Origin of the sequence: Rhizobium sullae (genome assembly GCF_900169785.1) — a bacterium.
GTDB lineage: Bacteria > Pseudomonadota > Alphaproteobacteria > Rhizobiales > Rhizobiaceae > Rhizobium > Rhizobium sullae.
In genome coordinates this window covers 96,811-111,603 of sequence record NZ_FWER01000032.1, presented here as the reverse complement: position 1 = coordinate 111,603, position 14,793 = coordinate 96,811, and the positions used below count along the sequence as shown (strand labels likewise).

The window sequence follows — 14,793 nt, the reverse complement described above, 5'->3', positions numbered from 1 at the left end:
CGACCTCGCTTTTCTGGGGTTCCTGGGGCAAGCACCGCCATCGCTTCTGGGATGCCGCGCAGCGCCGGGACGAGGTCTATCTCTTCAACGAATATCTCAACAATGCCGACATCCTGTCGGCCATCGCGCGCGGCAAATACCGCTGCGTGACGTTCGCTTTCCGCGGGCTGATGGTGACCGTCATCGCCTACGTGCTGCTGCTCATTGCGGCTTAAGCGATGCAGCGATGACGCGAGCTGGCCTTGGACCTGTTTCTTCTGTATAAGCCCTCGTCCCGCGTGAGCTGAGCTCTCCATGCGCCGGTTCGGAGCAGCGGGGCGGCAGCGAAACGAGATTGAGTTATCATGACGCAAGGCAAGATGTCTGTGGCGGACGGCAAGGGGCATTATTCCAATGGCCCCGTCTTCGCCGTTGCACCTATGATCGATTGGACGGACCGTCACTGCCGGTACTTCCACCGGCAGATCAGCCGCAATGCCTTGCTCTATACCGAAATGGTCGTCGCCGACGCGATCATCCACGGGCCGCAGGAGAGGCTGCTGGCGTTTGACGCCGAGGAGCATCCGGTGGCGCTGCAGCTTGGCGGGTCGGATCCGGCAAAACTTGCCGAGGCGGTGCGGATCGCCGCCCCCTACGGCTACGACGAGATCAACCTCAACGTCGGCTGTCCATCAGACCGGGTACAGTCGGGAACTTTCGGCGCCTGCCTGATGCTGACGCCGGAGGTGGTGGCGGATGGCGTTGCGGCGATGAAGGCCGTCTCCAAAGTACCGGTGACGGTGAAATGCCGGATCGGAGTCGACGACCAGGAGCCGGAGGCGGCGCTGCCGGAACTCTTGTTGCGGGTGCTCGATGCCGGGGCCGATGCGGTGTGGATTCACGCCCGCAAGGCCTGGCTGAAGGGCTTGAGCCCAAAGGAGAACCGCGAGATCCCGCCGCTCGACTACGGCATTGTCTATCGCATGAAGGAGCGTTGGCCGGACGTCTTCATCGGTATCAACGGCGGCATCCAGACGCTGGACGAGGCAGCGGCACATTTGAAGCATGTCGACGGCGTAATGCTCGGGCGGGCGGCCTATCAGAACGCTGGGATCCTCGCGGATCTCGATCATCGCTTCTTCGGCGCGCCGGCGGCGGTGCCGGATTGGGACGGGCTGCGCGACCGCATGATGGTCTATGCCGCGCGGCATATCGCAAGCGGCGGGCGGCTGCAGCACGTGGCGCGGCATATGGTGGGGCTGTTTACCGGCTTGCCCGGTGCGCGGCGCTACCGGCAGGTTCTCTCGGTCGATGCGGCGAAGGCAGGCGCCGGGCCGGAGGTGATCGCGGCGGCCTTTGCGGCGGTGGATTTTTCCGGTGCCAAGGCGGCGCTGAGCGCCTGACGATCAAAACGAAAAACGGCGCCAGGGGAGGCGCCGTTCTCATTCCTGCTTGACACAGAAATCGAATTAGTTGGCCGAGATGTTCACGGCCTTCGGGCCCTTGCCCATGCGATCCGGCTCGGTGTCGAAGGTGACCTGCTGGCCTTCGCGCAGCGACTGGATGCCCGACGCCTGCAGAGCGGAGATGTGGACGAATACGTCCTTGGCGCCGCCGTCCGGAGTGATGAAACCAAAACCCTTGTCCTGGTTGAAGAATTTTACGATGCCCTTGGTGGCCATGTGGGATAGTCCTTTTCCCTTAGTCTGTCTGGTATCCGCGCCCCCGAGAGGAAGCGGACGGCTTTAGCTTTCGTCCCGTTAGACCGGAACGAAGGGTCAGTCGGAGAAGTCACGTACGGGGAAAGAACGTCTACGCAGGCGGGGATTACCCGCGCCGCCTTCCGCTACGGAAGGCTTTACCACATCTGTCCAGTCACCGGCATGCTAATGCCCGAGTGCCGCAATTGGTGACAGCATTCAGGGAAAAAAGCAAGCGGTAATATTGTGGCATGCGCTGCCGCAAGCCCGGAAATGCCAAAGATTCAAACACTTGACGAAAGGTTACACGCCACGGCCGGGCCTGTGCCATTTGCGGATTCCGTACCACAACGGCACCGCGCCGCCGGTGCGGGCGATGCAAGCTCGCGAAGGACGCTGCGGAACATTGGCCTCCGTCGCGCGACCCTTCGCCGCCGCGGCCGCTATCTCCACCGCGTCGCCGCCATCTGCCGCCGGCACCAACGGCGCGGGTGCTCGCCGGCCATGACCTGCTGGCAAAGTTCCCCGGCCAGCGGCAGGGCGGTATCGAAGCACTGGCGCTCGTCGTCGAAACGCAGCAGGGGCCGGTCGTCTTCTCCTCGCGACCGCAGCGATGATGACGGCGGCAGCTGCGCGTCAGGCAGACGAGTTCGGGATAATGCAACGTCTGAGCAAGGCTCCTCCCCACTGCGGGAGGGGAAGCAATTTCAACATTTAGGGTTAGAAATTGCAGGTGAGGCGATTGCAACGTATCGCGAGATTGCGGGAGGCTCGTACCGGAAATTGCAGGTTGGGGAGCGTGGCCTGCAGGCAAACCATAATTTCGTCCCGACTGGACCCGAATATGGCGGGCGCCGGTGCTTCGGGCTTGATGCGGGCGGGCCGAGGGGGTAGGTCACGGGAATGGGGACAGGTGAATGCTAACGGACAGGTGGGCGGTTTGATCGATCCCTATGTATTGCTCGGACTTGACCGCGATGCCGGCGAGCAGGCGATCCGTAGCGCCTGGCGCAAGGCCGCCAAGACGGCGCATCCCGACTCGGGCGGCGATGCGGAGCATTTCGGCCGGCTGCAGACCGCCTACGAGCTCTTGAAGGACCCGGTGCGCCGCCGCGTTTACGACGACACCGGCTACGATCCGCAGCTTGCCGACCCCAAGGACCTCGAAGGCGTGCTGATGCTGGAAAAGCTCGTCAACGACGTCATCCTCGACGAGCGGGAGCCCGGCAGCTTCGATCCCGTAGCCGCCATGCGCCGCAGGCTTTCCGATGACATCGTCAAGAATCGCTTCCATATCCTGGAGCTGGAGCGCCACCGCAACCGCGTGCGCCAGCACATCGACCGCCTCGGCCGGCGCCCGGAAACCGACGTGCTCGGCTCCATGCTGCGCGCCCGCAGCCAGTCGATCACCGACGCCATCCGCAAGGCGGAAGGGCAAATCGAGGCGATCGAGCATGCCTATACGATGCTCGAGGGCTATTCGTATGAGGTGGAGATGGTGGCGATGGTGGCCGTGACGGAGCGACGGGGGGAAGCCGCCGAGTAGGGGGCTGACCTGGTCCTTCGCGATTTTCACCTAAGCTGAGTGCCATCCCGCCAATGCTGCTGGCCGTGATATTTGTTCCGTTCATGGCAGTGCCATGGGCACAGGGCTACACTATCGGATGCAACGGCGCGCGCAAATACGCTAGAGATTCAATGGATTTGGATCAAGACATGGGCAGTTGCTCCACGATTGCATTTCAAGACTTGAGTTCGTTAGAACGCAGCTTGATATGGCTATTACCGAGAAACAATCGGTCAGCTATCTCAACGAGGTTTACCCTCAATTCGTACGAGATCATTGAGCAGGGCAGAATAGCTCTGGAATTTACCAATGAGCTTAAAGTCGAGTTCGGAAAATATTACCGCGTCGGCCGGCCCGTTTCCCCCTTCGTCCTCCCTTGCGCTTCTGATTCACCGGATTCTCGTGGGAGCCGGCGCCCGTCTTTGTCGTGGACGAGAGGCCGGGAGGCGTCCGAGGATGACGGAGAGGACGAGAGAGTGTCGCGCTTGTCTTCGACCGGCGCATAGGCGAAGCTTCGGGACGGACCAAGGCTCGGAGGCCGCCATGAAATGCATCGTCGGATTCTTCACCACCAAGCCCGGACAGCGCGCGGCCTATCTTGAGGCGGCGCGGGAGCATCTGGAGAAGAGCCGGCTCGATCCGGATTGCCTCTATATCGAGCTGGTGCCGATGCCGGACCATCCGGACAGGATTTTGCTGGCCGAGGCCTTCACCAGCGAGGAAGCGCATCGCAGGCATGAGGATACGGATCATATGCGCGCCTTGTGGGCCGTTGGTCCGAAGCTGCTGTCGAATGTGGTGATCGACAATGTGATTTCCGACCGGGTGCAGCATATCGACGAGAGGTTTGACTGAAGAGGGCGGAGAAAAAGAGTCATTCACCGCGCGGACGCGTGGTGGCTGGATCGCGGATCAAGTCGGGATGAGGGAGAGAGGGGTCACCGCCCCGGGCGTCCGGTCTTGCCTTTCGTCCGGCCCTTGCGCTTCTGCTCCGCCGGGTCCTCGTAGGAGCCGGCGCCGGTCTTGCCGCGCGCAAGGGGGCGAGGGTCGTCGGGATTCCCCCTCACCAAGTTCGGCGAATTGCCCGGCTGCGCCGCGCGGGGCGAACTATCCTCTCCCCGTTGGAGCGAGGAGGGGCTCTGCGTCTGCGGCTTTTCCGGCAGCTTGCCGGTGATCGGTTTTTCGGTGCGGCCGACGGTCATTTCGTCAAGGGTGTTCTTGCGGAAGAGGGGTTTTACGGCGTCCGTGCCTGGGCCCATGTCGTCAAGGGTGGGTTTGGCGAAGTAGGTGCCGCTCTTTCCGTCGCCCTTGCGGGCAGGGTGACCCGAAGGGCCGGGAGGGATATTTGCGGCTGACACTGCGGATCGTGGTTCCCCCTCCCCAACCCTCCCCGCAAGGGGGAGGGAGTCGGTTGCGTTTGCCGTGCCGATCTTCTTTCTTCCACCGGCCTCCATAGCCCTGGACTCCTCGCGCGCCATCGGGTCGTCCATGACCGCAAGCTCGGCGGCTTTGAGGCGTTTGATTTCGTCGCGCAGGCGGGCGGCTTTTTCGAAGTCGAGGTCGGCGGCTGCATCGCGCATCTGTTTTTCCAGCGCGTTGAGATGGGTCTGCAGGTTGTTGCCGACGAGGTTGCCGCCGTCGGCGAAGCCCTTGCCGGAGACGCCGGAGATGTCGGCGCGGACGTGGTCGCGCTCGTAGACGGAATCGAGGATATCGGAGATGCGGGCCTTCACCGATTCCGGGGTGATGCCGTGTTCGAGGTTGTAGGCCACCTGCTTTTCGCGGCGGCGACCGGTTTCCTCCATGGCGCGCTTCATCGAGCCGGTGACATTGTCGGCATAGAGGATGACCTTGCCATCGACGTTGCGTGCGGCGCGGCCGATCGTCTGGATGAGGGACGTCTCGGAGCGCAGAAAACCTTCCTTGTCGGCGTCGAGGATGGCGACGAAGCCGCATTCGGGGATGTCGAGGCCTTCGCGCAAGAGGTTGATGCCGACCAGTACGTCGAAGGCGCCGAGGCGCAGATCGCGGATGATCTCGATGCGCTCCAGCGTGTCGATGTCGGAATGCATGTAGCGGACGCGCACGCCCTGCTCATGCAGGTATTCGGTGAGGTCCTCGGCCATGCGCTTGGTGAGTACGGTGACGAGGGTGCGATAGCCCTTGGCGGCGGTCTCGCGGATTTCGCCGAGCACGTCGTCGACCTGGGAGCGGGCGGAGCGGACCTCCACCGGCGGGTCGATGAGGCCGGTCGGGCGGATGACCTGTTCGGCGAAGACGCCGCCGGCCTGCTCCATCTCCCAGCCGCCCGGCGTGGCGGAGACGGCGACGGTGTCCGGGCGCATCGCGTCCCATTCCTCGAAGCGCAGCGGGCGGTTGTCCATGCAGGACGGCAGGCGGAAGCCGTATTCGGCAAGCGTCGCCTTGCGGCGGAAGTCGCCGCGGTACATGCCGCCGATCTGCGGTACGGTGACGTGGCTCTCGTCGATGAACAGCAGGGCGTTGTCAGGGATATATTCGAAGAGGGTGGGCGGCGGCTCGCCGGGGGCACGGCCGGTGAGGTAGCGCGAATAGTTCTCGATGCCGGCGCAGGAGCCGGTCGCCTCCAGCATCTCGATGTCGTAGCGGGTGCGCTGCTCCAGGCGCTGGGCCTCCAGCAGGCGGCCGGCCTTTTCCAGCTCGGCGAGGCGGAGCTTCAACTCCTCCTTGATCGCCCTGATGGCGCCGTTGAGCGTGGGACGCGGCGTGACATAGTGCGAGTTGGCGTAGATCTTCACCGATTTCAGGTCGCCGGTCTTCTGGCCGGTCAGCGGATCGAACTCGGTGATGGCGTCGATCTCGTCGCCAAACATGCTTATGCGCCAGGCCGCGTCTTCCAAGTGGGCGGGGAAGAGCTCGATCGTGTCGCCGCGGACGCGAAATGAGCCGCGCTGGAAATCCATGTCGCGGCGCTTGTACTGCTGGGCGACGAGGTCGGCGAGCAGCTGGCGCTGGTCGAGCCGGTCGCCGACCGACATCTGGAAGGTCATGGCGGTGTAGGTTTCGACCGAGCCGATACCGTAGATGCAAGAGACCGAGGCGACGATGATGCAGTCGTCGCGTTCGAGCAGCGAGCGCGTCGCCGAGTGGCGCATGCGGTCGATCTGCTCGTTGATCGACGATTCCTTTTCGATATAGGTGTCGGAGCGCGGGACGTAGGCCTCCGGCTGGTAGTAGTCGTAATAGGAGACGAAATATTCCACAGCGTTGTCGGGGAAGAAGTTCTTGAACTCGGAATAGAGCTGGGCGGCGAGCGTCTTGTTCGGCGCCAGGATCACGGCGGGACGCTGGGTCGCCTCGATCACCTTGGCCATGGTGAAGGTCTTGCCCGAGCCGGTGACGCCGAGCAGCACCTGGGAGCGGTCATCGTTCTCAAGGCCCTCGACGAGGTCGCGGATCGCCGTCGGCTGGTCGCCGGCGGGCTCGTAGTCGGAGACCATGCGGATCTTGATGCCGCCCTCGGACTTCTCCGGCCGGGCCGGGCGGTGCGGCGTCCAGATTTTGCCGTTCTTGTGCAGCGGATTGCCGGACTCGATGAGCGCCGAGAGCGCCTCGACTGTGGCCGTAACCGCGGTGCCGGCATTCAGCGAGGCGGCTTCCTCCAGCGTCGTGTCCATGCCGGAAACCGGATTGAGGCCGGCGCGGGCGCGGGTCTTCGGGTCGGTCGAGCCGCCCATCGATGTTCCCCGTGCGGATTTGGAGGCCGCGATCTCCACCTTCTTGCGGTGCTTGCCGGCCTTGGAGGCGATCTCGCGTTGCGTCTCGACGCTGGACGCCTCGGCATCGGCTTCTAATTGCTTCACCCAGTCGGCGACGGAGCCCTCCAGCGGAGCGCCTTCAAAGGACGACTGCGGGGCTTCCTCGAAGCCGTTCGGGGCGGGGGATTTCTTCGTCGATTTGGCCATGGGCGGAATATGGCGAGAGTCAGGGCGAAAGGGAAGAGGCAAAGAGTACAAAAGGGAAACGAATGAATCGTTCGGATTTCGCCAACAGTGGGCTCAATCCTCCGGCAGGGTGAAGACCGCGCAGGGCTCGGCGATGCCGCGCAACCGGTGCTCGCCCAGCGGAGTCAAGGCCGCCGTCGTCTCCCGCGCGAGCGCGCCGGAGATCAGCACGCTGTGGCCAAGGGGTTTGCATAGCCCTTCGAGCCGGCTGACTAGGTTGACGGCGGGGCCGATGGCGGTGAAGTCCAGCCGGTCGGCCGCGCCGATATTGCCCCACAGCATTTCTCCGAAATGCAGGGCCGCGCCGAAAGGCAGCGGCGGCAATCCCTGCGCCTGCCGCGCCGCGTCGAGATGGGCCATGCCGGCGCGGGCGGCGGCGGCGGCCCGCAGCGCCGCCTCGCAGGCTTCGGCCGGCGCGCCGGCAGCCGGGAAAATCGCCAGCACGCCGTCGCCCATGAACTTCAGCACCTCGCCGCCGAAGGCGTGCACTGCGCCAGCGACGCGGTCGAACCACGCATCGAGCGCGGCGATCATCACCACAGGCTCTGTCGCTTCGGAGAGGGCAGTGAAATCGCGCAAATCAGCACAGAGCAGTGCTGCACGGATCGTCTCCCCGGTGCCGCGATGCAGCGCGCCGGCCTGCACCCGCGCGGCACTGCGCCGCCCGAGATAGGCTTCGAGTAGTGCTGAAAGCGCCGCCCTTGCGGCGAGTGCTGCCAAGGGTGCCGCGGCAAAACGCGAGGCCTGCCGCAGCCGGCCGGCCTCGGCTTGGTCGAACGGCCGAATCCCGGCCCAGCCGAGCAGCGGACTGTCCGGCGCCGAGCCGGCGATGTGCTCCTCTACCGGGCCGAGCCCGGCCAGCCAGTCGCGTCCGGCCTGGTTGAGCGCCGCGCCGGGGAAAGCCAGCGCCTCGATCACCACGCCAGTCTCCGCCCGCCAGAGCCAGGTGCGGCGGGCGACGATCGGATGCGGTACTGCGAGCGTCAGAGCCGCGCCGGCCAGCGGCAGGCCGTCGGCCAGCAGCCGGCCGCCGAGCTCGGACAAGAATCGTTCAGGGCTAGGCGAGGCGCCGGCCTCGTCCACCAGCCAGGCGAGGGGCGGGGGCAGATCCATGCCGCGATCATGCCACCGCGATCGCCGCCTGTCATCCGCGCCGCTCCAGGTGTTGCGTCACCGTGCGGGGATATTCAATTTCGGGAGCGGACGCTGTCACGTTTTGCCGGCGAAGGAATCCGGACCCGGATCGCGCCCGGCTGCGACTTCGACCAATCGGTCGAGGTAATGAGCCCAGCCTTCCGCATGGCCCTCGCATTGTTCGGTGCTCGGCAGGCCGGTATGAGTCAGGCGCAGCAGTGTTCCATCCGGCTGCTCGACGAGGTCGATCTCGACCAGGCTCGACCCCGGCGGCACCACTTCGCTGCCGTCCCAGCCGAAGCTGTAGGCCAGGCGGTGCACCGGCACCACCTCGCGAAAGGAGCCGCGGGCAAAGCGGGCACCGGTGACGTTGACCAGATAGATTCCTCCAGGCTGCGGCTCGATCTCCGCCTCCGTTCCCATCCAGCGCAGAATCTTCTCCGGATCGGTCAGGAGGGCGAACACCGCGGAGGGCGGTGCCGGAATATGCGTCTCGCGGCGAACGACAAGGGACTCTTGCATCGGTCTCTCTCCCGTGTTTGTCATGGCACCTGGGGCGGAGGATGGCAAAGTGCTACCCCGCAGCATGTAGGCGGAAGCTCTCCCTCAACAAGAGCACCTCAAGCACCTAACATGGCACCAACTTTAGCCCTTGCCATCGAAATGATGGGAGTGACAAGTGTGACGGGATTCCATGGACTCGCCAGCGCCGGAGATGATGGTTGTAGACGTCTCCCCGGGGGGGTATCGGGAGCCATTGCCGGTGACGAACGGTCAATCGGCGGTCTCCTTCAAATCGTGGCGCATGATCGGGCGCGCGCGGATCCGCCGGGCGACGACCTTGAAGCCGGCGCGCGCGAAGGTCGACGCATAGCCGCTGCCCGAAGCGCTCGGCGACACCCTGGCATCGAAGGGGTAGGCTTCAAGGGCCGGTGCCTTTGCCATCCTGGCGGTCTTCAAGGCCGCCAGGATCAGCTCGAACGTCACGCCCTGCCGGCGATAGCCCTTGCGCACATAAAGGCAGGACAGCGCCCAGACTGGAGCATCGTCTACCCGCTTCACCCGCCACTGCCGGTCCAACGCAGGAACGGCGTCGCGTGGCGTGAGCTGGCACCAGCCGACCGCGACATTGCCATGGAAGGCAAGAAGGCCCGGTGGCGGGCCGCGCTTGACGATCTCGCGGAACGCCGCCTTGTTTTCCTCGCCCGGCCGCTTGCGATAGGCCGCACCGATCCGCCCATACATGCACCAGCAACGGCTGGCGGCGCCGGTCTTACCGAAGAGATCCTCAAGGAAAGGCCACAAGTCAGGCGTGAGCGGGCGAATCTCGAGTTCCATGCAACATACCCTTCGCTGGATTTGTCGCGTTCAACGCTGGCACCACACAGTGGCTTTCCACCGGTTGCGGTCGCTCTTTGTGGAAGGCATGTTGTTTCTGCCGGCATCTTTTCAAGTTTTTCCGGGGCCGTTGTCGGGACAGGCGGCGGCCACACGTCCTTGGCAAGTAAGGCCACAAGGGCTCGCACAGAGGAGAGCAGACATGAGAAAGGTTATCACTGGTGCATTCGTCAGTCTTGATGGCGTCATGCAGGCGCCGGGCGGCCCGCACGAAGACCCTGTCGGTGGCTTCAAATATGGCGGCTGGGTCTGGCCTTATTTCGACGAGGCAATGGGGAAGGCCGTGGACGAGATGTTCGCCAAGCCGTTCGACCTTCTGCTCGGCCGCAAGACCTATGATATCTTCGCCGCATATTGGCCATATGTCGATGCCGACGACTCGATCGGCCCGCTGTTCGACCGCATCACCAAATATGTCGCGACCCGCAATCCGGACTTCAAGCTCAGCTGGCAGAACAGCCGGTTGCTCGGTACCGATGCGGTCGCCGCACTCACGACGTTGAAAAGCGGGGAAGGCCCGGATTTGCTGACCCAGGGCTCGACCGACTTTCTGCAGACCCTGTTCAGAAACGACCTAGTCGATGAATTCAATGTTTTCTTATTTCCGGTCGTGCTCGGCAAGGGCAAGAAATTGTTCGGCGACGGCGCCTTTCCCGGCGCGCTGAAACTCGTGAGCTCACGGGTCTCCGGCTCCGGCGTGACGATCAACAAATACGCTCGCAACGGCGACGTCGTCACAGGCTCATTCGGACCCGACCAGCCAAGCGCGGCCGAAATGGAGCGGCGCAGGAACCTGAGCTGAGGCTCTCTGAAGGATGCCGTTTAGGGAGGTGAATCATGGAGGACGTTCCGGTCATCAAAATGCGGCGCAAAGGCAAAAGCCTGACGCAGAGGATGCTGATCCCAAGCGAGACGATGGTCGCCGACGAACTGAGGACGGCCCAACCGGGCCATCTGTCGGACCTGGCGGGGCTGAGACGTGCACTCGCGGCAAAATACGGAGCCGACGCGTGCTGCCCGGTGACCATGCAGCGGCACCTGGTGCGCATCAGCGAGGATGGCAGCGCTCCTTTCTGGCGCGTCGTGGACCCTGACCGGCCGTTCGCACGGCGAATGACCGGTGGGCCGGACCATATTCGCGACAAGCTGGCCGCTGAGCGCTGAGCGCTGTTCATGCAGTCAGGACGTGCTCGATTTGGATCGGCAGGGTCCGTAGGCGCTTGCCCGTTGCGTGGAAGACGGCGTTCGCGATCGCTGGAGCGGTTCCCACCAGGGCAATCTCGCCCAAGCCTTTCACGCCGAGCGGGTTCACATGCGGATCGATCTCGTCGACGAAGAGTGCGTCCAGCTTCGGAATATCGAGGTTCACAGGCATGAGGTAGTCGGCCATGTGGGAATTGACCGGCCGGCCGTCGCGCGGATCGAGGACGGTGCGCTCCATCAACGCCATGCCCATGCCCCCGATCATGCCGCCCGTGCATTGGCTTCTGGCAAGCAGCGGATTGACGACGCGCCCGATGCCATAAGCCCCGACGATGCGGCGCACCCGGATCGTTCCGACGTCGGCGTCGATGGCAACTTCCGCGAAAACCGCGCCGAAGGAATGCATCGAATATCGTTCCGCCACCTCCGGATCACGCTGCGCAGATCCATTGGCTTCGACCGGAACACCGGTTCTGCCCACGATATCCTGATAGGACAACCCCGATGACGGCTCCCCGCGGCGGTGAAGGAGCCCGCCGCTCCACTCAAGATCGTCCAACGACGCTCCGAAGGCCGGCGAGCCGGCATCCTCTACCGCACGGCGGGCGGCCTGCGCCTGCACCTCAAGACAGGCGGCCCGAATTGCCGATCCCACCGACGCCATCGTCCATGAGCCGCCGTGCGAGGGTGTCTGCGGGTAGTCCGACCTGCCGAGCCTGAAGCGGACCTGCTCGAACGGCAGTCCAAGGAATTCCGCCGCCACTTGTGTCATCGATGTATAGGTGCCCGGACCCATGTCGCTGGCGGCCGCCTCCACCTCGGCAACGCCATCCGTCAGCAGCCGAACTCTGGCGTTGGCAGGCGCGTGAAACGCCGGATAGGTGGCTGTGGCCGCTCCCATGCCGATCAGAAGACGCCCGTCGCGCATGGAGCGCGGTTCGGGCGTCCTTTGAGCCCAGCCGAAGCGGTCGGCGCCGAGTTCGTAACATTGCATCAGCGAGCGGCTGGAAAACGGCTTGTTTTCAGCTTCATCGACTCGCGGCTCGTTGCGGCGTCTCAGCTCGATCGGATCGATCCCGAGTTTATAGGACAACTCGTCCATTGCACTTTCGAGGGCAAAGATGCCGCTTGCTTCGCCCGGACCGCGCATATGATTGGGCGTGCCCGTGTCGAGCTGCACCAGCCGGTACTGGGTGCGCACGTTGGGGCAGGAATAGAGATAGTCCGTGACGGTGGTCAGGGCTTCCGTGAATTGCTCGTAGCGGCTTGTTTCTCCGGCGCCTTCGTGAACCACGCCGAGAAGCTTGCCGTCGGACGTTGCTCCAAGCGCAATCCTCTGAAGCGTGCGCGGCCGGTGGCCGGTGGTGAAGAACATTTGCCTGCGGGTGAGCACGAGCTTGACGGGCCGTCCGACATGGCGCGCTGCAAGTGCCGCGAGGGTCACATGCGGCCAGGTCCTGAGGCTCGTTCCGAAGGCGCCGCCGATGAAAGGACAGACGACCTCTATATTCTCCACAGGCAGGCCAAAAACTGCTGCCATCTCGGCCTGCTCATTGACCAGATACTGGCTCTTGCTCCAGAGCGTCAACCGCTCGCCATTCCAGGCAGCGACCGTCGCATGCGGTTCCATGGGATTATGGTTTTCGCGGGCGATTTCATAGATTTCGTCGATCGTGACGGAAGCATCCGCTATGGCGGTTTCCGCATCGCCGCGTGATCTGTCGGCCGCCTCCGGAGCAATTCTTTCTGTGCGCGGATCGGCTGGATCGACGAGCGGCCGCCGGGCCTCATAGGAAATGCGCAGCGCGGCGGCAGCGCGCTCGGCATGATCGAGGGTGTCCGCAACGACGACGGCAACGGGCTGCCCGTAAAAACGCACGGTGTCGTCCTGCAGGACGTGGAGGCGTTCGCCCACTGCCGGATCAATGACGGCCCTGTGGGGCAGATATGGCAGGCGTTGCGCGTTGCTGTGCGCTATCACGGCGGCGACGCCGGGCATCCTCTCGACCTCCGCGCTTTCGATCCCGGTCACTCGGCCGAGACCGATGGTCGCGCTGACGATCACGGCATAGAGCTGGTCCGGCTGGTTGAAATCGGCGGCGTAGCGTGCCGCGCCTGTGACTTTGGCGCGGCCGTCGACACGGGTCAGGGGCTCTCCGATGAGGTTCACGCTCATACGATTTCTCCCGCCATTTCGAGTGCCAGGACAATCGTCCGCGGCAAGAGTTCGAGCTTGAAGTGATTGTGGTGCAGCGGCCGGGCGCCTTGCGTGGCCAGTTGCGCAGCGTCCTCGAATGCCTGGCGGCCCGGTCGTTTCCCCAGCAGCGCGGCCTCGCAATCGCGCAGGCGCCAGGGACGCGTGCCGACCCCGCCGACCGCGAGACGGATTTCGCGGATCACGTCATCCTCGACTAAGAGGTCAACAGCCGCTGAGACGAGCGCGAATTCATAGGAGGCGCGGTCGCGGACCTTCAGGTAGCGGGCGCGGCTGCTGCGGGGGCCGCCGGGCACGCGCAGCTCCATGATGAGCTCGCCCGGCAGCAATGTGTGTTCGATTTGCGGCGTATCGCCCGGCAGTCGGAAGAGTTCCTCGACCGGAAAACTGCGTTCGCCTTGCGGACCCCGGACACGCATGGTGGCGTCGAGCGCGACCAGAGCGACGGCGACATCGGAAGGATGCGTTGCCACGCAATGGTCGCTCGTGCCGAGGATGGCGTGACCGGCATTCAGCCCATCGATTGCCGCGCAGCCCGATCCCGGCATGCGCTTGTTGCAGCCGACATCGAGCATGCGGAAATAGGGACATCGAACCCGCTGTAGAAGGTTGCCGCCCATCGAGGCCATGTTCCGCAGTTGCGGCGAGGCGCCCTCGATCAGGCTTTCCGCGATCAGCGGCTGCAGGCGCTGGACATTCGGATCGGCGGCGACGTCGGCCATGCGTGCAAGCGCACCGATGACCAGATCCTCGCCCTCCACACGGATGCCACCCAGGGGAAGCGCGTTTATGTCGACGAGCCGTTCGGGACGCTCGACCTCCTCGCGCATCAGGTCGATGAGCGTGGTGCCCCCGGCAATAAAGCGCCCGCCCGCCGCGGCGGCCGCTATAGCGTCTTCGGTGCTGCGTGGCTTTTCCAGGATGAAAGGAAGCATGGATCAGGTCCTCCCGCCTATGTCGGCGACCGCCGCGACGATGCCCGGATAGGCGCCGCAGCGACAGATATTGCCGCTCATCCAGAACGGAATCTCTTCCGGCGAACCCGCGTGCCCTTCGGCGATGCACCCGAGGCCCGACATGATCTGGCCGGGCGTGCAGAACCCACATTGCAAGCCCTCGTGCTCGACGAATGCTTCCTGCAGGGGGTGAAGCGCGCCCTCCTTCTCGAGGCCTTCGATCGTTTCGATCCGGGCGCCGTCGTGCATCGATGCCAAGGTCAGACAGGAAACGATACGTCTACCGTCGACGAGAATGGTGCACGTGCCGCAGGCGCCCTGGTTGCAGCCCTTCTTCGTGCCGGTGAGATCGAGCGTCTCGCGCAGGACATCGAGGATGGACTGACGCGGATCGACCGTCAGCGTGTGAGCGCGGCCGTTCACCGTTATCGTCAAGGCCGTCTCGTTCATGGCGGCTGCCGGGGAGCTTGCTGCCGTTACAGACTGAAGCGGCAGTGCAGCCAGCGCGACGGCGCCGGCCGTGGCCTGAAGCGCTTCCCGGCGCGATAGGACGGGGCCTGGCGGATGCGATTCCGACGAATTCTCTGTCATGAAGGAACATCCTCTTCAACGCAGTTGAGCGCGCGAAGGATAGTGCTGATGCCGCGAAGTTGCTGTC

At 64.2% G+C, this 14,793-nt stretch carries 15 protein-coding genes; 7 read left to right on the top strand and 8 right to left on the bottom strand.

What is annotated here, in order from left to right:
* Together BN1800_RS24885 and dusA are read left to right on the top strand one after the other, a co-directional pair.
* Positions 1-215 (top strand): Pycsar system effector family protein (locus tag BN1800_RS24885; RefSeq protein WP_483251928.1); only part of this gene is annotated, 215 nt, incomplete at its 5' end.
* Between the two features lie 144 nt (positions 216-359).
* The gene (dusA, locus tag BN1800_RS24880; RefSeq protein WP_087001579.1) at positions 360-1,382 is read left to right on the top strand and encodes a tRNA dihydrouridine(20/20a) synthase DusA; all 1,023 of its coding nucleotides are present in this window, start codon (positions 360-362) and stop codon (positions 1,380-1,382) included.
* A 66-nt stretch (positions 1,383-1,448) separates the two neighbouring features.
* On the opposite strand, the gene BN1800_RS24875 is transcribed toward dusA, so the two are convergent.
* Complete coding sequence (locus BN1800_RS24875) at positions 1,449-1,661, bottom strand: cold-shock protein (RefSeq protein WP_027511931.1); 213 nt, start codon at positions 1,659-1,661, stop codon at positions 1,449-1,451.
* A 509-nt stretch (positions 1,662-2,170) separates the two neighbouring features.
* Between BN1800_RS24875 and BN1800_RS43480 the strand changes: the two genes are divergently transcribed.
* The 3 genes from BN1800_RS43480 (at position 2,171) to BN1800_RS24860 (ending at position 4,101) form a co-directional block, all read left to right on the top strand.
* On the top strand, positions 2,171-2,296 hold the full coding sequence (locus tag BN1800_RS43480; protein ID WP_280173972.1) for a hypothetical protein: 126 nt from the start codon (positions 2,171-2,173) through the stop codon (positions 2,294-2,296).
* A gap of 323 nt (positions 2,297-2,619) precedes the next feature.
* Positions 2,620-3,225 (top strand): J domain-containing protein, encoded by a 606-nt coding sequence (locus BN1800_RS24865; protein ID WP_027511930.1) that lies wholly within the window; start codon positions 2,620-2,622, stop codon positions 3,223-3,225.
* A 564-nt stretch (positions 3,226-3,789) separates the two neighbouring features.
* Positions 3,790-4,101 carry a putative quinol monooxygenase gene (locus tag BN1800_RS24860; RefSeq protein ID WP_027511929.1) on the top strand — a complete coding sequence of 104 codons (312 nt, stop codon included), beginning with the start codon at positions 3,790-3,792 and terminating at the stop codon, positions 4,099-4,101.
* Positions 4,102-4,184: 83 nt separating this feature from the next.
* Here the strand turns inward: BN1800_RS24860 and uvrB are convergent, their stop codons facing one another.
* The 4 genes from uvrB to BN1800_RS24840 form a co-directional block, all read right to left on the bottom strand.
* Entirely contained in the window at positions 4,185-7,190 is a 3,006-nt protein-coding gene (gene uvrB, locus BN1800_RS24855) for an excinuclease ABC subunit UvrB (protein ID WP_087001567.1), read from the bottom strand.
* Positions 7,191-7,283: 93 nt separating this feature from the next.
* On the bottom strand, positions 7,284-8,342 hold the full coding sequence (locus BN1800_RS24850) for an adenylate/guanylate cyclase domain-containing protein (protein WP_087001566.1): 1,059 nt from the start codon (positions 8,340-8,342) through the stop codon (positions 7,284-7,286).
* A 96-nt stretch (positions 8,343-8,438) separates the two neighbouring features.
* Positions 8,439-8,885 (bottom strand): SRPBCC family protein, encoded by a 447-nt coding sequence (locus BN1800_RS24845; RefSeq protein WP_027511926.1) that lies wholly within the window; start codon positions 8,883-8,885, stop codon positions 8,439-8,441.
* Positions 8,886-9,137: 252 nt separating this feature from the next.
* Positions 9,138-9,701: a GNAT family N-acetyltransferase gene (locus BN1800_RS24840; RefSeq protein ID WP_210191292.1), complete on the bottom strand. Its 564-nt coding sequence runs from the start codon at positions 9,699-9,701 to the stop codon at positions 9,138-9,140.
* 202 nt (positions 9,702-9,903) lie between these two features.
* Here BN1800_RS24840 and BN1800_RS24835 point away from each other — a divergent pair, with 202 nt between their 5' ends.
* Both BN1800_RS24835 and BN1800_RS24830 read left to right on the top strand, forming a co-directional pair.
* Positions 9,904-10,563: a dihydrofolate reductase family protein gene (locus BN1800_RS24835; RefSeq protein ID WP_087001565.1), complete on the top strand. Its 660-nt coding sequence runs from the start codon at positions 9,904-9,906 to the stop codon at positions 10,561-10,563.
* Between the two features lie 35 nt (positions 10,564-10,598).
* On the top strand, positions 10,599-10,925 hold the full coding sequence (locus tag BN1800_RS24830; RefSeq protein ID WP_087001564.1) for a hypothetical protein: 327 nt from the start codon (positions 10,599-10,601) through the stop codon (positions 10,923-10,925).
* A gap of 7 nt (positions 10,926-10,932) precedes the next feature.
* On the opposite strand, the gene BN1800_RS24825 is transcribed toward BN1800_RS24830, so the two are convergent.
* Genes BN1800_RS24825 through BN1800_RS24815 form a run of 3 tightly spaced genes read right to left on the bottom strand, consistent with a single transcriptional unit; the run spans position 10,933 to position 14,726 of the window.
* On the bottom strand, positions 10,933-13,140 hold the full coding sequence (locus tag BN1800_RS24825) for a xanthine dehydrogenase family protein molybdopterin-binding subunit (RefSeq protein WP_087001563.1): 2,208 nt from the start codon (positions 13,138-13,140) through the stop codon (positions 10,933-10,935).
* Positions 13,137-14,114: an FAD binding domain-containing protein gene (locus tag BN1800_RS24820; RefSeq protein ID WP_087001562.1), complete on the bottom strand. Its 978-nt coding sequence runs from the start codon at positions 14,112-14,114 to the stop codon at positions 13,137-13,139. Before BN1800_RS24820 ends, BN1800_RS24825 begins: the two co-directional genes overlap by 4 nt.
* A 3-nt stretch (positions 14,115-14,117) precedes the next feature.
* Positions 14,118-14,726 carry a (2Fe-2S)-binding protein gene (locus tag BN1800_RS24815; protein ID WP_087001561.1) on the bottom strand — a complete coding sequence of 203 codons (609 nt, stop codon included), beginning with the start codon at positions 14,724-14,726 and terminating at the stop codon, positions 14,118-14,120.
* Positions 14,727-14,793: the final 67 nt, after the last annotated feature.